The organism is Paenibacillus sp. USDA918EY, from assembly GCF_009870825.1.
Lineage (GTDB): Bacteria > Bacillota > Bacilli > Paenibacillales > Paenibacillaceae > Paenibacillus_AQ > Paenibacillus_AQ albilobatus.
Genome location: NZ_WTWY01000003.1, coordinates 135673 through 153589, shown reverse-complemented (window position 1 = coordinate 153589; position 17917 = coordinate 135673). Strand labels below are relative to the sequence as shown.

At 54.2% G+C, this 17917-nt stretch carries 16 protein-coding genes; 5 read left to right on the top strand and 11 right to left on the bottom strand.

Features of this window, described 5'->3' with window-relative positions:
- Positions 1–172: 172 nt before the first annotated feature.
- The 6 genes from GQY55_RS08420 to GQY55_RS32040 all read right to left on the bottom strand — a co-directional run bounded on the left by GQY55_RS08420 (position 173) and on the right by GQY55_RS32040 (position 6495).
- Entirely contained in the window at positions 173–1132 is a 960-nt protein-coding gene (locus GQY55_RS08420; RefSeq protein WP_160040104.1) for an ABC transporter ATP-binding protein, read from the bottom strand.
- Positions 1129–2121, bottom strand: a complete 993-nt coding sequence (locus GQY55_RS08415) for an ABC transporter ATP-binding protein (RefSeq protein WP_160040102.1) — start codon at positions 2119–2121, stop codon at positions 1129–1131. The genes GQY55_RS08420 and GQY55_RS08415 overlap by 4 nt, the downstream gene beginning before the upstream one ends.
- Positions 2122–2140: 19 nt before the next feature.
- On the bottom strand, positions 2141–3088 hold the full coding sequence (locus GQY55_RS08410) for an ABC transporter permease (protein ID WP_160040100.1): 948 nt from the start codon (positions 3086–3088) through the stop codon (positions 2141–2143).
- A complete protein-coding gene (locus GQY55_RS08405) occupies positions 3085–4023 on the bottom strand; it encodes an ABC transporter permease (protein ID WP_160040098.1) in 939 nt (312 codons plus the stop codon). Before GQY55_RS08405 ends, GQY55_RS08410 begins: the two co-directional genes overlap by 4 nt.
- 122 nt (positions 4024–4145) lie before the next feature.
- A complete protein-coding gene (locus GQY55_RS08400; RefSeq protein ID WP_160040096.1) occupies positions 4146–5852 on the bottom strand; it encodes a peptide ABC transporter substrate-binding protein in 1707 nt (568 codons plus the stop codon).
- A 307-nt stretch (positions 5853–6159) separates the two neighbouring features.
- The gene (locus GQY55_RS32040) at positions 6160–6495 is read right to left on the bottom strand and encodes a hypothetical protein (protein ID WP_236575494.1); all 336 of its coding nucleotides are present in this window, start codon (positions 6493–6495) and stop codon (positions 6160–6162) included.
- 44 nt (positions 6496–6539) lie between these two features.
- On the opposite strand from GQY55_RS32040, the gene GQY55_RS08390 reads away from it, so the two are divergent.
- Positions 6540–7433 (top strand): divergent polysaccharide deacetylase family protein, encoded by an 894-nt coding sequence (locus tag GQY55_RS08390; RefSeq protein ID WP_236575493.1) that lies wholly within the window; start codon positions 6540–6542, stop codon positions 7431–7433.
- Here GQY55_RS08390 and GQY55_RS08385 read toward each other — a convergent pair.
- Positions 7408–8109 carry an N-acetylmuramoyl-L-alanine amidase gene (locus GQY55_RS08385; protein WP_160040092.1) on the bottom strand — a complete coding sequence of 234 codons (702 nt, stop codon included), beginning with the start codon at positions 8107–8109 and terminating at the stop codon, positions 7408–7410. The two genes, GQY55_RS08390 and GQY55_RS08385, sit on opposite strands and share 26 nt — an antisense overlap.
- 225 nt (positions 8110–8334) lie before the next feature.
- Between GQY55_RS08385 and GQY55_RS08380 the strand changes: the two genes are divergently transcribed.
- Positions 8335–8523 (top strand): YqzE family protein, encoded by a 189-nt coding sequence (locus GQY55_RS08380; RefSeq protein WP_160040090.1) that lies wholly within the window; start codon positions 8335–8337, stop codon positions 8521–8523.
- 91 nt (positions 8524–8614) lie between these two features.
- On the opposite strand, the gene GQY55_RS08375 is transcribed toward GQY55_RS08380, so the two are convergent.
- The 4 genes from GQY55_RS08375 to GQY55_RS08360 all read right to left on the bottom strand — a co-directional run bounded on the left by GQY55_RS08375 (position 8615) and on the right by GQY55_RS08360 (position 13473).
- Complete coding sequence (locus tag GQY55_RS08375; protein WP_160040088.1) at positions 8615–9610, bottom strand: hypothetical protein; 996 nt, start codon at positions 9608–9610, stop codon at positions 8615–8617.
- 142 nt (positions 9611–9752) lie between these two features.
- Positions 9753–10679 (bottom strand): YqhG family protein, encoded by a 927-nt coding sequence (locus GQY55_RS08370; RefSeq protein ID WP_160040086.1) that lies wholly within the window; start codon positions 10677–10679, stop codon positions 9753–9755.
- A 1-nt stretch (position 10680) separates the two neighbouring features.
- Complete coding sequence (locus GQY55_RS08365; protein ID WP_160040084.1) at positions 10681–12417, bottom strand: DEAD/DEAH box helicase; 1737 nt, start codon at positions 12415–12417, stop codon at positions 10681–10683.
- 135 nt (positions 12418–12552) lie between these two features.
- Positions 12553–13473 carry an ArsR/SmtB family transcription factor gene (locus GQY55_RS08360; RefSeq protein WP_160040082.1) on the bottom strand — a complete coding sequence of 307 codons (921 nt, stop codon included), beginning with the start codon at positions 13471–13473 and terminating at the stop codon, positions 12553–12555.
- A 278-nt stretch (positions 13474–13751) separates the two neighbouring features.
- On the opposite strand from GQY55_RS08360, the gene GQY55_RS08355 reads away from it, so the two are divergent.
- From GQY55_RS08355 to GQY55_RS08345, 3 genes are all read left to right on the top strand, one after another.
- Positions 13752–15323, top strand: a complete 1572-nt coding sequence (locus GQY55_RS08355; RefSeq protein ID WP_236575492.1) for a spore germination protein — start codon at positions 13752–13754, stop codon at positions 15321–15323.
- Positions 15320–16528 (top strand): Ger(x)C family spore germination protein, encoded by a 1209-nt coding sequence (locus GQY55_RS08350; protein ID WP_160040080.1) that lies wholly within the window; start codon positions 15320–15322, stop codon positions 16526–16528. The genes GQY55_RS08355 and GQY55_RS08350 overlap by 4 nt, the downstream gene beginning before the upstream one ends.
- Positions 16529–16766: 238 nt before the next feature.
- Positions 16767–17873, top strand: coding sequence for a GerAB/ArcD/ProY family transporter (locus GQY55_RS08345; protein ID WP_160040078.1), 1107 nt, complete (start codon positions 16767–16769; stop codon positions 17871–17873).
- The last annotated feature ends 44 nt before the right edge of the window (positions 17874–17917 follow it).

The window sequence follows — 17917 nt, the reverse complement described above, 5'->3', positions numbered from 1 at the left end:
TCTTTGTCAAGATGTTGCACAAACGTTAGAGGTGAGCCGGTAGAAGAACGATGCATCCGACATCGAGCGGGCTTGCATCTTGATGGACAGAGGCCGAACGCAAAAGCCTTCGGCCTCTTGCCGCATCAACCGTCATATATTGGGGTTGAACACCTGCGCCACCCCAAATGGCTTATACCAGATGGCAGGCGACGTCATGTCCCGGCTTCGCTTCCCGAAGCGCGGGCTTGCGTTCGGCGCAAACCGCGGCGGCATGCGGGCATCGCGTTCGGAAGGGGCAGCCGCTCGGCGGATTCAGCGGGCTGGGCAGCTCGCCGCTCAGCACGATGCGCTCCTTGCCGGCCTCGATGTCGGGATCGGGGACGGGGATGGCGGACATAAGCGCGCGCGTATACGGGTGAAGCGGCTCCGCATACAACGTCCCGCTGTCGGCCAGCTCCACGATTTGGCCCAAGTACATGACGGCAACCCGATCGCTGATATGCTTGACCATCGACAGGTCATGCGCGATGAACAGGTAGGTCAGACCCAGACGTTTCTGCAGATCTTTCAGCAGATTTACGACCTGGGCCTGGATCGATACGTCGAGCGCCGAGATCGGTTCGTCGCAAATGATGAATTTCGGATCGACCGCCAGGGCGCGGGCGATTCCGATGCGCTGGCGCTGGCCGCCCGAAAACTCGTGCGGGTAGCGGGTCGCATGATCCGGGTTGAGCCCGACCATGTGAAGCAGCTCCCCGACCCGATGCCTGCGCGCCGAACGGCTGTCGGCGAGACGGTGAATGTCCAGCGCCTCCCCGATGATGTCCATGATGGTCATGCGCGGATTCAGCGACGCGTAAGGGTCCTGGAAAATCATCTGCATCTCGCGGCGGAACGCCTTTAACTGCCGGGGCTTAAGCCGATAAATATTCGTCCCCCCGTACCAGGCTTCCCCGTCCGTCGGCTCATACAAGCGGAGGATCGTCCGTCCGGCCGTCGATTTGCCGCAGCCGGATTCGCCCACCATTCCGAGCGTCTCTCCTTGGCGGACGGTAAAGCTGACGTCATGGACCGCCTTCAGCGTTTGGCCCCGTCCAAGGTGAAAATGCTTGCTGAGCCGGTTAATCCGAAGCAATGGCTCTCCGTTCATTTAGCCACCTCCCGTGCCATCGGATGCAGCAGCCAGCAGCTGGCGCTGTGCGTTCCGCTGACGGCGGTCGATTCCGGCTGCAGCTGCTGGCAGATGTGCATCGAATCGCTGCAGCGGGCCCAGAACGGGCAGCCTGCCGGCGGTTTGGCCAGATCGGGCGGCGTGCCGTATATCGGCACGAGCGGCTCATCCTTGCTTCGATCAATGCGCGGCAGGGAGCGCAGCAAACCTCGGGTATACGGATGCTGCGGGTGTTTGAATATTTCCCGCTTGGTGCCGGTCTCGACGATTTGGCCGGCATACATGACAAGGACGCGGTCGCACAGGTCCGCGACGATGCCAAGATCATGCGTAATCAAAATGATCGAGGTCCCGAATTCGCGCTGCAATGATTTTAGCACGCGCAGAATCTGGGCCTGGATCGTCACGTCGAGCGCCGTCGTCGGTTCGTCCGCGATGAGCAGCGCCGGACGGCAGGCCAAAGCCATGGCGATCATGGCCCGCTGCCGCATGCCGCCGGAGAATTCATGCGGATATTGCGAGAACCGCGAGGCCGGATGGGGGATTCCGACCATCTCCAACATTTCGATCGCCCGCCGCTTGGCTTCGCTTGCCGACATGTGTTGATGTTTGTTCAGCACCTCGGTAATCTGGCGGCCGATCGTCATCGTCGGATTCAGCGATGTCATCGGATCCTGGAAGATCATTCCGATATCCTTGCCGCGAATGGACTGCATTTCCCGCTCTTTCAAGCGCAGCAGGTCTTTTCCCTGAAACCGGATCGTTCCTTGATGGATTCGGGCCGGAGGCTGCGGCAGAAGACGCATGATCGCTTGGGCCGTCACGCTTTTGCCGCAGCCGGATTCGCCGACGATGGCGACGGCTTCGCCGGGCTGGACGTGAAATTCGATGCCGCGCACGGCTTGAACCTCTCCGCCGCGGACATGGAAGGAGACGCGGAGATCTTGGATTTCCAGCAACGGTTGCATGGGAGAACCCTCCTTGTCCTTATTTTTTCATCTTCGGATCAAGCGCGTCGCGCAGTCCGTCTCCGAACAGATTGAAGCACAGCATCATCAGGCTGATGAACAGCGCAGGGAAGGCCATACGCCAAGGATAAATAATCATCGTCTTCAGTGCGTCGTTGATCATCGTCCCCCAGGATGCGGCCGGCGATTGCACCCCAAGCCCCAGGAAGCTCAGCACCGCTTCGCTGAAAATAGCCGTCGGCACCGCCAAGGTTAAGGTGACGATAATCGGTCCCATCGCATTCGGAAGGAGATGCCGGAACAGAATGCGGATGCCCGAAGAACCGAGGGATCGGGAGGCGAGGGCATATTCCTGATTTTTGAGCTGCATCATCTGCCCGCGAACGATCCAGGACATATTGATCCAGCCGGTCACGCACAACGCCAAAATAATCGTGCCCAGGCTCGGTTCGAAGACGACGACGAGCAGAATCGCCACCAACAGGTCGGGAATGGAATAGATGATTTCGGAGATTTTGTTCATCGCATCGTCAAGGCGTCCGCCGACATAACCCATGATGCCGCCGTAAATCACACCGATCACGAGGTTGATGGCCGCGGCGGAGAAGCCGACGGTCAGCGAGATGCGGGCGCCCATCCACGTGCGGGCGAACATGTCGCGGCCGAGATCGTCCGTACCGAACCAATGCTCGGCGGAAGGCGGTTGGTTCGTCTTATCCAGATTGTTGGAGTGGTAGTCGTAGGACGTCAGCATCGGGCCGATGATAGCCATAATGATGATCAGCAGCAGGAAGACGAGCCCCGTCATGGCAACCCGATTGCCGAGCAGGCGTTGCCAGGCTTCGCGCCATGCGGAGACGCTTTTCTGTTCGATCGCTTCCGCCGCATGTTCGCTGACGTCCGCCTTCCGGAAGTCTTCCGGGACCAAAGCGCGTTTTTCGGCTGGGGAGGAACGGGACATGGTCATGCGGCCTTCTCCTTTCTTGAAACGAGCGTGATGCGGGGATCGATGAGTCCGTAAGCGATGTCCGTAATGAAACGGGCGCACATCAGAATCAGCCCATAGAATAGGGTGATGCCCATAATGAGTGAGTAATCGCGGTTGCTGATGCTTGTGACGAATATTTTGCCGAGCCCCCCGATCCCGAAAATTTGCTCGATAATGAAGGAGCCGGTCACGACATTGGCCGTGAGCGGCCCGAGATAGGTAACGACGGGCAGGATGCCGTTGCGCAGCACATGCCGGCGGATGATGGCGCCGCGGGACAGGCCTTTGGCCTTGGCGGTTTTAATATAATCGGCCGTCAACACTTCAAGCATGCTCGATCGCGTCAGGCGTGCGATAAAGGCGATCGGCAGGGCGGAGAGCGCCAGGGTGGGCATGATGTAATCCAACGGGCCGTTCAAGCCGACGACGTGCAGCCATTTCAGCTTGACGCCAAAAATATATTGGAAAAAAGAAGCCAGCACGAAACTGGGAACCGATACGCCCAAAACGGCGATAACCATCGAGGCGGAGTCGAGCAGCTTTCGATGCCGCAGCGCGGCGATCATGCCCAGGCCGATGCCGACAATAACCGAGACGATAATCGAGACGACGCCGAGCTTCAGGGAGAAGGGAAAGGCATCGCGAATGGTCTGACCGACTTCCCGGTCCAGCATTTTCATCGAAATGCCCAAATCGCCTTTCGCCAGGTTGGAAATATAGACGAAATATTGCTCGTACAGCGGTTTGTCCAATCCGTATTGAGCCATTAAGCGGGCGCGGATTTCCGGGGGAACCGCCTTTTCCGACATGAACGGATCTCCCGGAATGGCCTTCATGAGCAAAAACGTGACGGAAGCCAGTACCCACAGCGAAAGTACGAGATAGAACAGCTTGGTCAAGGAGTACCGTATCATGGAGTATCCTCCTTCTAGTCAGGTTCATTCCTTCCTCACGGGGATGAAGAAGCGGGGCGCGCCTGCGATGAACAAGCGCAAGCCCACACGAACTTCATACCGGGCAGCGCGATAACCGCCCGTTATTCGAAGTAACCCCGGTTGTAGATGATGTTTCCTTGATAGTCGATAAACACGTTTTTGAGATTCGGTTTTTTGAGCGCAACGTTGGTATAGTAGTACAGCGGAAGGATGGCCTGATCCTGCTCGATCAGCATACGTTCGGCCTTCAGCATCAATTCCATCCGTTCCTTGTTATCCAGCGACTCCTTCGCCTCGCGTACGAGCTTGTCGTACTCCGGATTGCTGTATCCGATATCGTTGTTGCCGCTTCCGGTCATGTACAGATCGATGAAGGACATCGGATCGTTGTAGTCGGTCGTCCATCCGGCCCGGGCCATCTGATAATTGAGCGCGGTGCGGTTCTTCAGGAAGACGCCCCATTCCTGGTTTTCGATTTTTACCTTGATGCCGAGATTTTTGCTCCACATGTCGGCGACGGCTTCGGCTACCTTTTTGTGGCTTTCATCGGTATTGTAGGTGAGCGTGAATTCAGGCATAGCGGACAGACCCAGCTCGCTAAGCCCCTTTTGCAGCAGCGCTTTCGCTTCCTCAACGTTTTCCTTGAAATAATCGTCCTTGTGCTCGGAACGGAATTCGCCGTTTTCACCCGCGATTCCCGGAGGAACGATGCCAAATGCAGGAAGTTGTCCGCCGAGCGTCACCTTGTCGACGATCTGCTGGCGGTCGATCGCCATCGCCAGCGCTTTGCGGATATTCACGTTATTAAAAGGTTTCTGTTTATTGTTGAACAAATAGAAGTAGGTGGAGGCGATGCCCTTAATTTCCAGTTCGTTCGGTTTCGTCTGCTTCAAGACCGGAATTTGCTCGTTCGGAATGCGTCCGGTCGGCATGCCGGCGAAATCGAGCTGGTCGGTTTCGTACATGTTCAGCTCCGAGCCGGAATCGTCTACCATGGTCATCTGCACTTTGGTGAATTTGATGTCGTCCTTCGCATAGTAATTATCATTCTTCACCAGCACAAGCGAGCTTTGCTGCTTCCATTCGCTGATTTTAAACGGGCCGTTCGAGATGATGGTGCTTGCGTCGGAGGCCCACTTCGGATTGGTTTTCGCCGAGGCATGCACCGGGAAATAAGTCTGGAACGAAAGAAGGCTTAGAAAATACGGCGTAGAGTGCTCCAATTCGACCTCAAGCGTATTGGGATCGACGGCTTTGACGGAAACCGAATTCGGATCGGCGTTTTTTCCGGTGTTATAGGCTTCCGCACCTTTGATGTAGTACAGCTGATAGGCATACGGCGGCGCCGGTTCGGTCTTCGGATCGAGCACCCGTTTCCACGCAAACTCGTAGTCAGCCGCAGTCACCGGATCTCCGTTCGACCATTTTGCATCCGCTCGCAAATGGAAGGTATATTTGGTTCCATCCGGCGAAACATCCCATTTCTCGGCGGTACCCGGGAGGACCTCGCCGTTTTCGTTGCTTCGTGTCAGCCCCTCGTACAATCCATTAAGAACGGCGAACGACACGTTGTCTTGCGCCTGACCGGGATCAAGCGTTGGAGGATTCGAATGCAAATTAAAGCGGAAAACCTGCTCCTTCGGCGTTTCGGTCTTGTTCCCGGGCGCGGGATCGGTGGGCTTTTCATCGGTTGTTTTCGGAGGCGAGGAAGATTTGGTCTCTTGGCCGCTGCTTCCGCAAGCGCTCATAAAAACGCTTACGGCGATGATGAGCAGCAGGGCCAGCATAGATTTGCGTTTCGTTCGCATAGCGTACCCCTCTCTTGATATGAAGTGGTTCACCTGGCCGGGACGTAACGATGAAGCGGAAACGATACGGCCATTGTGTATACCCTGTTATTTTATAAACATGCCGACTCGTCTCCATTTATTCCCATTCGGTATAAATTTCGTGGGTAATACGGCTTGAAGAGGGGGTTATTCAAAAAAAATCATCTACAAGCAACATGTTTGGAAGACATAATATGCGCTTGTACTCTTTGTTCCAATGAACGATTCCTGGAGAAACAAGAACCTATCGGATCAAGAAAGGAGCTTTTCCCATGACTGGCCCTATTCAATTCTGGATCGGGCCGCCCGAAAATTTTGAGCAGTCGGAGGCTTTATACGGAGCTTTAGGATGGAATTCCTTGAGTGATCGGTCGATGATTTGAAGAGAATGTGCAATCAGAGCTGGTACGCGGTGTATGCGTTTGATCATAATAAATTGATTGGAATGGCAAGAACCCGTACATAAGCCTGCGGACAGCAGGATATATAATTGAGGATGTTCGATTTGTAAAACAAAAAAATTTCCCGCTTTGATCGTAAAGTCTGCCAGGATCAGGGCAAGTCCGACGCCGGTATACGTTTTTCGCGGCGAATACATATTTCCTCCTGCTTTCTCAAACAATGAGGTAAGAACCCATGCTGCAATGAGAAGGAGGAAGAACGCTCTTGAAAACATCAAATTGGCGCAAACGCGTAATGGCCGCCGGGCTGGTTTTGCTTCTTGCCGCGGCTCCCGCGTTCGACGCATCGGCGCACGGTTCGGCCGGCCTGCAGGGTCCGGATTCAGGAATCCCCCCAGAGAACAAGGAGGGGCGGAAGGCGGCGAAACAGTCTGCAAACAAGGAAAAGAAGGTTGCCGTCATCATCGATGATTTCGGCAACGGCCAGGGTGGAACGGAAGAGATGCTGTCCATGCCGATCAAGCTGACCGTAGCGATCATGCCGTTTCTTCCGACGACGAAAAGCGATGCGGAGCAGGCGCATAAAAAAGGTTTTGACGTCCTCGTCCATATGCCGATGGAGCCGAAACATGGAAACCCGAAATGGCTTGGACCGGGGGCGATCACGTCCGATATGACCGACGAGGAGGTGCGGCAAAAAGTGGAGGAGGCGATTGACGACGTTCCTCATGCGATCGGCATGAACAACCATATGGGGTCGAAAATAACGGGAGACGAAAGGATCATGTCCATCGTGCTGAAGGTATGCCAGGAGCGGGGACTGTTTTTTGTCGACAGCAAAACGAATTATCACTCCATCGTAGGCAAGCTCGCCGTCAATATGGGCATGCCTCCCGTCGCCAACCATATTTTTCTCGATGACCGGCATACGATCAGCCATATCACCGGACAAATGAAAGCCGTCGAGGCGCGCGCCCGGGAGTACGGCAATTGCGTCACAATCGGACATGTCGGAACGCAAGGCCAAAAAACGGCCGCGGCGATAAAAAGCAGTGCGGCGGAAATGCAAGGTCGCGTCACCTTCGTAGGCATCAGCGACCTGGTCCGGGATATTTGGGGCTGGCATCCGGCACCTATATTACCGTCAAATAATAATTGATCCCGTTTGCGATCGCCTTGGCGATTTTTAATTGGCCTCTACGGTCTGTCAGCATGGCGCGGTCCCCGGCATTGCTCAGAAAGCCGGTTTCAACGATGACGGCCGGATCGGCAATTTGATTCAGCAAATAAAAGGGGCGGCCATGCTGGATATTTCCTTTAAATCCGTAGAGTTGATCCAGCTGGTCCTGAATGGCCGAAGCGAGCAACACGCTGCGGCCTTCGTTTTGAAAGAGAACCAGGCCCCCGCGTTTTGACGTGTTGCGTCCCCAGTTGACGTGCAGGCTGACGACGACCAGCGTCGGGATTTGCTGGCTCAGTTCTTTTCGCTGCGCCAAATCCCGCAGATGCCTGGATTTCGTGCCGAGCCAGTGGTTTTCGTCGCTTAACGCATAATCGCCCGTCCGATTGAGGACAGCGTGATACCCCTTGCTGCGGAGCAGCATGAATACCTTTTGGGCGATGGCAAGGTTGATGTCTTTTTCCAAAATGTTTTGAAACGACGTTCCTCCGTCGATCCCGCCATGACCCGCATCGATGATAATGACGTCGCGGGTAAATGCCGGATGCTCTTTGACTTCCTCCGGACGCTTTTGCGACTTGGCCTGGGCGGAAGAGGGGAAAGCGAGAGCGAACGCCATGAGTGCAAAAAAGACCGGCTTCAAAAGCTTGTTCATACGATCTGGCCATCCTTTCGACCTAAACTGGTTGCAGCATCATGCCCCAATCAACTATGCTGTACAGCCTTAGAATGCGCAATTAACGGAAAAAAATGCATTTGCAGGACGATGATTTCTTGGTTTGGCTCAAACTGCCATGTTCCAACCGGCAAAACGCCGTTTAAAAACATGCCGATTTGCGAAAGCTATTCCTATCACATCTGCGAAAGGGGATGCGCGCAAGTGGCTAGCGGAGAAGAGCTTGTCAAGTACATTACGGAACGCGTCGTGACGTTTATGGAAACTCCTAAAGAGGAACGGCGGCGCAAAACCAAGCCGAAAGAGCCTTGGTCGGAAAAATGGTTCGGGATGATTCCGCTCGGCATTATGCTGATGAAGCGGCCGTCCGAACGCAAAAAGCAAAAGCAATAAAAAAGCAAAACGAAAGACGCCTCAGCGAAATTCCGCCTATGGCGTCTTTATTTTTTGGAACTATTTTTGAAAAGCATCAAATGCGAAGCATTCACAGACGGGATGCGTTCAGGGAACGGAATTCGCCATGGGCCAGCAGCTCGGCAGCGGGCAAATAACGGCTTCCGTCCGGACCGGAGGCAGCGAACAGCACTTCTTTTTCCGTCCCGTCCGCCTTCCATGCATGAAGCCCGGTCACGACAAACGGAGCGCCGTAATCGGCGTTATGACCGGGCGACGTAAACACGAGGCCGCTTGAACCGGCTTTGACCGCCTGGATCAGATCCTGATCGCCCCGAAAGGAAAGCTTCGGAGATTGAAGCCAAAGCAGATTTTCATACGGATCGCTTGTCCCGGTCCGCTTTGGCTGCGTGGCCCCTACAAGCTTCAGCCGGCCGATCGAGGAGAGGCCGTCAAGGGGAGCTTTCTCCATGCCGGAGGGCTGCATCGGAAGTTCTTCGCCCGTCATGCCGTGAAGATAAATGGCTTTTTTGCCGGGCGGCGTAATTTTCCATACCGGAAGCAGGGCGGAGTAGCGGGCTTCGATGCTTGTCCCGCCGGAAAGCTTCGATCCGGCCTGCAGAAGTCCGAGCTGCTGCAACCGTTGATACAGCGCTTGCGAGTTGTACGGCATCGATTCGCCGCGCCCGTATTCGCTTAGCATATATTGGCCGTCATCCGTCGAAGTCAAAATCAAATAACCGACCGCTTTGCCGTTTCGGCTGACGGTAGCCAGCCAGCCATGCGTCCCCGGTCCAAGCGGATCGTAGGAAATACCGGCGCGCTTCCAGTCTTGAAACGAATCCTGATTCGACAGCTCGTCGACGACCTGTTCCGTAAAGCTCCGGAGCGATGCCGGAACGGCTTTTTGCTGGCCGAAAACGACGGACCTGGCGAGCAGGGCCGAATTTATCGTTACGTTTGGTGTAGCGGTACCGCCGTTTCCCGCCGCCAGCACGGCTTCATCGCCCGCCGGGGCGAGGGACACGGCCAGCAGGACGACGGCTGCCGTTTTTTTCGTAAAAGAGAGAATGTTCGCAGGGTTCATCGATATCACCCTTTCCTGATTTCCGCGTTTTTTCTTAATTGTATGGGACAAGCCGTAAAAAGGCTGTTGCAAGCTGTCACGCGGACGGAGGCGACTCCGGTTCTATTTTTGCCTTCTTTTAGCGAGGAAGGTCTAAATGAATCTACCCTTTTGACCGGAGATGAAACAGGCCGCAGGTTATGGCGGACAGATGCACTTTGGGCTCGTATTGCCATGTCGTTTCGCTGCGTCTGTTGGCGAATTGCTCGCGGATCGCGGCCAGCTTCCCCTCATCGGGCTCCTTCAGCAAATCTTCGTAATAGACATCGATCACCGCCAGCTCCTCCTTCAGCCGTTCCCGGGCCTGCTCCGCCCAAGCGAAGTCCATCTCCGCCAGCTTCCGCGTCATATACGATTCAAGCAGGCCTGCCGCATCTTCAAGCGAAACCGCCGCCGGCTGAATGTGAATGTTTTCCGGCAGGCGCGGACTCAAGGCGAGGCCTGTAAGCCGTTCCGGAAAAGGGGAGGCGATCCGCCCGGTGACAAGCGATATGCCGATGAAATGAAGTTCTTCCTTCTTCATGTCGCACGCCATTTCGGCCTTGAAGCAGACGCCCAGCCACGGCTCGTAGGGGGCGGAGAACAGCGTTTCGCGCTGAAGGGCAGGCGGCTGCTCAAACAGATACAGGCAGGAGCCTTCCTGTCGGGCGGCATTCCATATTTGCTGGAGCCTTGCGCTGCCGTAGGTTACGTCCTCGCGCTGGATCCGTCCCGGTCCGAGCTGGGGCAGGAGGGGGGCCGCGCCGTAATATCGCGACAGGAGAGGGTCCTGCTGCGCGGCGGCGTTTTTTTCCCGCTCGCTGTTGTCGTATTTTTCCGGGTCAAACACGAACGTAAAGGATAACGTCTCCGGCTCGGCGCCGGTCCGGTCGACGAATCCCCAATAATACGGCCTGCCTGTCAGCTGCCTGTCCGCCTGCGGGGATAGCTTGACCGTCACATGGTAAGGCGATTTTTCGATGATTTGGCATTCCGTGCATTCGAGATAAGTCATGATATGTTCCTGCACCTGCTGCGGAGACATGCTCATGTCAGGCTTCCTCCTCCCTCATCGTGTCCGATTCGTAAACGACTTGGTGCTTGATTTGGTCGAAGGTTTGGCCCAGGGAATTCACTTTTTGCCGGATTTCCTCGTTCGAATCGGATTCCAGAAACATTTTGTACAATCTTTTTTCCAGCGACTCCTGTTTTTCGAACCGTTCAAGGATGGCGTCCAAGCCGCCGATGACCATTTCGAACATGTTGATTTTTTCGTGAAGCAGATGCAAAATATGCTCCTCGATCGTTCCCGAGGTGGACAAGTTATAGATTTTTACGTCGTTTTGCTGTCCGAGGCGATGGACGCGGCCAATCCGCTGCTCGACCCGCATCGGATTCCACGGAAGGTCGAAGTTGATCATATGGTGGCAGAACTGCAGGTTAATTCCCTCGCCGCCGGCCTCGGTGGCGATCATCACCTGGGCGCGTCCACGGAACAGGTCCATCATCCAGTCTTTTTTGCCGCGGTTCATGCCGCCCCGGTAGGGCACGCAGCTCAAACCGTGCTTTTGGAAATATTGGAGCAAATATTCCTGGGTAGCCCGGTATTCGGTAAACACGATGACCTTTTCGTTCATCTGACGGATCAGCTCGATCGTTTTTTCGGCTTTCGTATTGGCTTTGATCGCGCGAATGGCATTTACGAGCTCCCACACTTTGGACGTGAGGGGGGAGTCGTCCGGGATCTTTTTGGAAAGGTTCACCAGCGTCAGAAAAACGGCGTCGCGGCTGCTGCAAACCTCCCGCTGCAAAGTGACAAGCGACAGCATGCTGCTCAAATTCCCCCCGGAAGCCCGGTATTCGTCCCTGACAAAAGCCGTCACCCCGTCATACAATGCCTGCTCCTCTGGAGACAGCTGCAGGCTGACGTTGGTGACATGCCGTTTCGTGAACTGGACGGGTCCTTCGCCCCGGCGGTTGCGGATCATGACTTTGGCGAGTTCGTCTTTGAGCTGCTCCTGGTTTTTCGGCTGCCGTTTGCCGACGACGAAATTGGTCGCAAAATCGCCCTGGCGGCCAAGCTGTCCGGGCTTCAGCAGCGTGATCAGGTTAAACAGTTCCGTCATGTCGTTTTGTACCGGCGTGGCGGTGAGCAGCAGGCAGTATTTTTTGCGCAGCTTTTGAATGAATTGGTAGTTCGTCGTTTTTTTGTTTTTCAGCTTATGGGCTTCGTCGATGATCAGCATGTCGTATTCCTGCTCCAGCAAAAAATCCTTATGCGGATCGCGTTTAGCCGTATCGATCGAAGCGACGACGATGTCGGAATGCCACGTATAGGCTTTTTTTTGGGCGACGGCGGGAATGCCGAATTTCCCGTTCAGTTCGCGCACCCACTGCAGCACTAGGGAAGCGGGCACGAGGATCAGCACTTTCGAGACGAGGCCGCGGATCATGTATTCCTTCAAAATCATGCCGGCTTCGATCGTTTTGCCCAGACCGACTTCATCGGCCAATATGGCCCTGCCGGACATTTCGAACAGCACCTTGCGGGTGGTGTCGAGCTGATGGGGGAGCGGGGAAAGGCCTTGCAAATGCTTTAAGCATTGCAGTTCGTCAAAGCTGGTGACCAGCCGCGCTTCCTCTCCGCGGATCGCCAGCTGGGCCAGCCGCCAGTCCCCCCAGGGCCCCCCTTTTTCAAGGCGGTTGTTCAGCTGCTCCAGCCAGCTGCGGTCGATGTGGAGGGGAACCGGAAGGGTTGGCTGGTTCTCGCTCGTTTTGGAAGTGTTCATGCCCCTACCTCCTTCGATGGTTTCGTATACTAGAGGATTCAGCCCGAATCCATGCGTAGCTTCTAGTATGCACGTAAACGAAAGAGTTCATAACAGCCCGGACAAGGAGGCAGGGACGGGGGAAGGAAATGGGGGTTAGTATCGGATTTGCACTTCGATGTCCTGTTCATAGTTGCCGAAATGTCTGCCGAAAAGGCTGACGCCTCCGGGGTATCTCGTATCCTCGGGCGAACTGATCCGGAACCGGATCTCTTTGGCGGGGGGGATGGGGATATCCTGGATGCCGATCCTGGACAGCCGGACGCCGTCCATGAAGGTGCCTTCGGTATTGATCCACAGCGTTTTGAGCAGCCCATGCTGGGTGCTGCCGAGTTCCCACCAAAGGGGGGTGAGCTTCCCGCGGACGCTGCCGAAATCTCCCGGGGACGTCCATTTGCAAACATCGACTCCGTTAATCGAAAAGACGATATCCGAAGGCCAATTTTCGTCGTAGCCCGGGGCCTCGGAACAGATTTCGAGCGATATCCGAATGTCGGTCAACAGCTTGCTTTCCACCATGTAATTCGGAATTTGGTATTCGACGTAACCGCCGGCAAACCAGAGATGCTGCGCTTTGACATGCTCCGGCTCGGCAAAATAGCGGGGGTCGTCCCGCATGCCGATCAGCTTCGTTTCCGATGCCAGCCCGCACGTCGGTTTTACCCTGTAGGACGTATAATGCCCGACCGGAATCGATACCGAGTAACCGTTCTGGTCCGGATGGATGAATTCGTCCACGCTGCCCGGCGGCTTGAAGACGAGCGTGACCCGGTCGAGCAGCAGGATGCATTTTTTCTGCATGCCCCGCTTTCCCGACGACATCTCCGTATCGATGATGCCGGCTTCCTTCAGCTGCTGGACGTGTTTGGTAACGATCGCCGAAGAGATGCCGAGCCTTTGGGCCATTTCCTTGATGTTGAGCGGTTCCCGGCGCAGCATTTCTATCATTTTGATCCTCGTGTCGGATGCCAGGGCCGCAAATAAGGCAAGGCTGTTAGTATCCACGTTTAATTCCATCGACAATCCACCTTTTTATGTATTCGCCATGCTGTGCGATGAATATATGTTCATGCTCTATATGGTTTGAATTATATAAGCAAAAAGTTAATCAAACAAGCATGAAAGAAAGCGAACGTTCCACCGCGTTCATCCGGAAGCTAAAGATGTCATGGAACGAGGAAAGGAAAAGGATAAACTGGTTGTTTGAATAAAAATTTCCTCCGTGAGCAAAGCTTTGAATAACCAAAATGGGGTTTCTATGGCGGTTCGACATTACATCAAGGGCAGGAACAGCTATGTCTATGCGTTTTAGGCTGAAACAGAAGGGGAAAAAAAGCGGAGGCGGCGAGGCGAAGCTCCCGCCGGAATTGCTTCCCGAAAACCGCTGCGGCAAGGCGGCGGCATCCATCGACGAACAATTGGACTGGTTTCGAAGCGAGCTCTCCCATTGCTCCGATCTGGTGATCCATACGTTTTACGCGTGTCCGGACCAGAAGTGCGCGTTGGTATTTTTTCATGCCATGATCGACAAAAACACGGTGCAGGAAGAACTGCTGCGCGACCTGCTGTCGCTTGAGCGGCACGACGCGTTGAAATTTCGCGAACAAATTTTCGATTTCAAAAGGCTGCCCGTCGCCGATCTGAAAGTTGTCTGCGAATTGCCGGAAGGTCTCTCGGCGATTTTGAACGGCCACGTTCTGCTGCTTGTTGACGGCGACAAGCGCATGATCGAGGTTCTCTGCTCCTCTTTTGAGAAAAGGTCGATTGAAGAAGCGCCGAACGAATCCGTGATCCGCGGGCCGCGCGAGTCCTTTATCGAGGATATGGACGTCAATCTCACTTTGCTGCGGAGAAGGCTGAAGACTTCCTTTTTTAAGACGGAATCGATGGAGATCGGCATGCAAACGAAGACCAAAGTGGTGGTTTGCTACATGCAGGGCATCTGCAAACAAGAGCTTCTGGATGAAGTCAAAAGAAGGTTGTCGGGGATTCAAATCGACAGCGTGCAGGGAAGCAGTTATTTGGAGGAATTTATTAAAGACAGCCCTTTTTCGCCCTTTCCTCAAATTCAATATACCGAACGTCCCGACGTGGTTTCGGCTTCGTTATTGGAAGGCAGGGTGGCGATTATCGTTGACGGCACGCCGATCGTTTTGCTTGCCCCGGTGACGATTTTCATGCTGATGCAGGCGGCGGAGGACTATTATCAGCATTATGTCGCCGCCACCTGGATCCGGTGGATCCGTTACGTCTTTATTGTGGCCTCTTTAGTGCTGCCCTCCACGTACATTGCCATCACGTCATTCCATCCGGAAATCATTCCTTCAAGACTGCTTATTTCCATCGCGGCTTCCAGGGAAATCGTTCCTTTTCCCGCGCTTGTCGAAGCCTTTATCATGGAAATCGCATTCGAGGCGCTCCGGGAAGCGACCGTTCGCATTCCCAAGGCGATCGGACAATCCGTATCCATCATCGGGGCATTAATCATCGGGCAGGCTGCGGTTCAAGCGGGGATCGTATCGTCGTTTATGGTCATCATCGTTTCGTTGACCGGGATTGCTTCCTTCATCAGCCCCCACTTTGATTTGGGATTGGCATTTCGGCTGCTGAGGTTCCCGATCATGATTTTATCGGGAATCTTCGGTTTGTTCGGCATGGCCTGCGGGTTGCTTTTCATCTATATCCATTTGATCAATTTGCGTTCTTTCGGCACGCCGTATTTATCTCCGCTCACGCCGCTGAAAATCAGCGATCTGAAAGATATTTTCATCCGGGTGCCATGGCCGTTCATGAATAAACGACCGGCTTTTTCGGGGGCAAACCGCATCAGGCAACCACTCGCCGCCAAGGAGGATGAAGGGGATTGAAATACTCGCAATGGGGACGCAAAGCGTTCGTTTTGACGATCTCATTATTTTCACTCTTCATGCTTGGCGGATGCTGGTCATCGTTGGAGCTGAACGAGCGAATTTTCGTAAGACTGATGGTTGTGGATAAATCGGAAGAGGGCGTGCAGCTCACGCTCGGTTTTCCCCTCTCCAACCGGATGATTCCGGGGATGGCGGAAAGTTCGGGACAAGCCGGGGGAAAGGCCTATTCCTATGTTACCAAGTCCGGCGCGGACATCGGCCAAGCCTTTCGCAAAATCCAGATCAACCTTTCCCGCAAAATCAACTTTGGGCAAACGCGCGTCATCGTGGTCGGAAGGGAGCTCGCGGAGGAAGGGATCGAACCGGTTTTGGAGTTCGCTGCCCGCCATCCGTCTCTTTATATCAATTCCAATTTATACGTCACGACCGGAGAAGCAAAAGATGTAAGCACGATTGCCACCGTAAGCGAAAGATTTCCGAGCGACATCCTGACGGCCTTCGCCAGGCTGCATTCGGTGATTGACACGACCTGCAAGGATTTTATGGCTGCCAACTATAACGGAGGGGATATTGCCGTCTCCTTGCTGCGCCTTAAAACGCAAAGAATAGAAACGGAAAAGGAAAAGGAGCAGATCTGGGTCGAACCCGTCGGCGCGGCGATTTTCAAGCAAGGTAAAATGGTGGGGACGCTGAATATAAAGGAGATGCGGGGAGGGTTATGGATCCTGAACAAATTGAGGGATGCGGAAATTACGATCCATTCCCCGACAGACGGCAAAGACGTCAGCTTTATGATCCGCCGCATGAAAACACATATCAAACCCCTGGTCGGCCGAAATCGCGTTTTGATTCGGATCTACTCCAAAGGGGAAGCGGAGGTCATCTCCTCGGATTCCGGGATTGATCTGAGCAACCCGCAGGAATTGAGAAGGATCGAGCACAGCTTGTCGGCGGAGGTGACGAAAAGGATCGGCAAAGCCATCGGCAAGTCGATTGACCTTCAATCGGATGCATTTCATTTCGGCAGTTACATCGATTGGAAGTACCCCCGGGAATGGAAGCGGATCAAGCCCCGCTGGCGGGACATTTACGGGAACAGCCTCGATTTCGCCGCCCGGGTGGACGTTAAAATCAAACGCCTCGGCACCATCAAGGAACCGGTCGGGAAAACGCTCGGACCGAAAACGAAGGAGGAGTCATGATCTTCATCGGGATTGCTTTTATGTGCATCATCGGATACGAATGGCGGTACATGACTAAAAAAAACAGAAAAAAACGCACTTTTTTTCTCGTGATCGGTTCCGCCGTTTTTATGTGTATATGCGTGGAAGCTTTATATTTCTTTAAGGAACAATGGACGATCGCCATGCTGATAGAAGGGATTTTCGGACCTGCCGTAAAGATCCTGAATGCAGGGGAATGAAAGGAAGTCGGATGCCGGTGGAAAAAGTATCGCAATCCCAGGTTTATATGCTGTATTCCCAGTATTTGTACACGACCACGCTCGGATTCATCATGCCTTTGCTCATCAAAATCGCTCAGTACATGGCATGGTTTACGCTGATCCCGGGCGCAGCCGTTGGCTTGCTTGTCACCTACGGCGCATATCGTTTGGGCATCAAAAGGCCGGGAAGGACGTTTGCCAGCTACGGCGGAGAAGTGCTCGGAAAATGGCTGCATTATCCGCTCATGTTTTTCATGTTGTTTTCGAGCTTGTTTGTTGCCGCGTTTATTTTGCGGGAGCTGCTGGATCTCATCATCACGATTTATTTGGAGGACACGCCGGACTGGGCGATCGCCATGCTGTTCGGATGCGCCTTTGTATACGTCGTCCGCTCCGGGGTCGGATCGATTTTTCGGGTCGCGCAGGGCTTTTTCTTTATCAGCGTCATTTGGATTTTCATGGTTCCCCCGTTTGTCTCCCATGAGCTGAACTTCAACATGGCGGTTGCGCTCGTGAACCACATCAATTTGAAAGGGATCTGGAACGGTTCGTACATCATGGCGACCCAATACGCGGAAATGGCGTTTATTATTTTTCTGTTTCCCTATTTCACCCGGCAGGAAAAAACGATGAAGTCGCTTGTTTGGGCTACCGTAACCTCGATCGTGATCGTGCTGACCGGCCTGATTTCGACCTTGTTGTTGTTCGGACCCGCCCTGGCCAGCAATTTAGCCTATCCTGAGCTGGAGCTGATTCGCTACATCCCGCCGGGAGGATTTTTTGAAAATTTGGATCCATTGATCATCGCAATCTGGTTGTCCAGCTTATTCGTTAAAATCAGCCTGCTGCTGTTTATCTCCGTGATCGGTTTGACGCATGCCTTCGGGCTTAAAGACCAAAAGCCCTTTTCGCTTTCCATGACGGCCATGATGATAGGATTGGCCTTGTTTATGGTCCGGACGGGGCCGGAGCTCGATTATTTGGTCACCCATGGATTCGTTCCTTTTCTTCTCGTGTCCGAGTTGATTCCGCTTTTGTATTTGGCCGCGGACGGCATCGGATCCTTGCGTTCCAAACGAAAGGCCCGCAGCAAGGCGATGTAGAGGCGGGAAGGGCGCGGAATATCGGATCAAACGCTTTTCGGCAT

What these genes read in the sequence shown, in the direction of transcription:
- GQY55_RS08420 (WP_160040104.1), bottom strand. Translation starts at nt 1,132, where the DNA reads ATGAACGGAGAGCCATTGCTTCGGATTAACCGGCTCAGCAAGCATTTT.
- GQY55_RS08415 (WP_160040102.1), bottom strand. Translation starts at nt 2,121, where the DNA reads ATGCAACCGTTGCTGGAAATCCAAGATCTCCGCGTCTCCTTCCATGTC.
- GQY55_RS08410 (WP_160040100.1), bottom strand. Translation starts at nt 3,088, where the DNA reads ATGACCATGTCCCGTTCCTCCCCAGCCGAAAAACGCGCTTTGGTCCCG.
- GQY55_RS08405 (WP_160040098.1), bottom strand. Translation starts at nt 4,023, where the DNA reads ATGATACGGTACTCCTTGACCAAGCTGTTCTATCTCGTACTTTCGCTG.
- GQY55_RS08400 (WP_160040096.1), bottom strand. Translation starts at nt 5,852, where the DNA reads ATGCGAACGAAACGCAAATCTATGCTGGCCCTGCTGCTCATCATCGCC.
- GQY55_RS08385 (WP_160040092.1), bottom strand. Translation starts at nt 8,109, where the DNA reads ATGAACAAGCTTTTGAAGCCGGTCTTTTTTGCACTCATGGCGTTCGCT.
- GQY55_RS08375 (WP_160040088.1), bottom strand. Translation starts at nt 9,610, where the DNA reads ATGAACCCTGCGAACATTCTCTCTTTTACGAAAAAAACGGCAGCCGTC.
- GQY55_RS08370 (WP_160040086.1), bottom strand. Translation starts at nt 10,679, where the DNA reads ATGAGCATGTCTCCGCAGCAGGTGCAGGAACATATCATGACTTATCTC.
- GQY55_RS08365 (WP_160040084.1), bottom strand. Translation starts at nt 12,417, where the DNA reads ATGAACACTTCCAAAACGAGCGAGAACCAGCCAACCCTTCCGGTTCCC.
- GQY55_RS08360 (WP_160040082.1), bottom strand. Translation starts at nt 13,473, where the DNA reads ATGGAATTAAACGTGGATACTAACAGCCTTGCCTTATTTGCGGCCCTG.
- GQY55_RS08355 (WP_236575492.1), top strand. Translation starts at nt 13,752, where the DNA reads ATGTCTATGCGTTTTAGGCTGAAACAGAAGGGGAAAAAAAGCGGAGGC.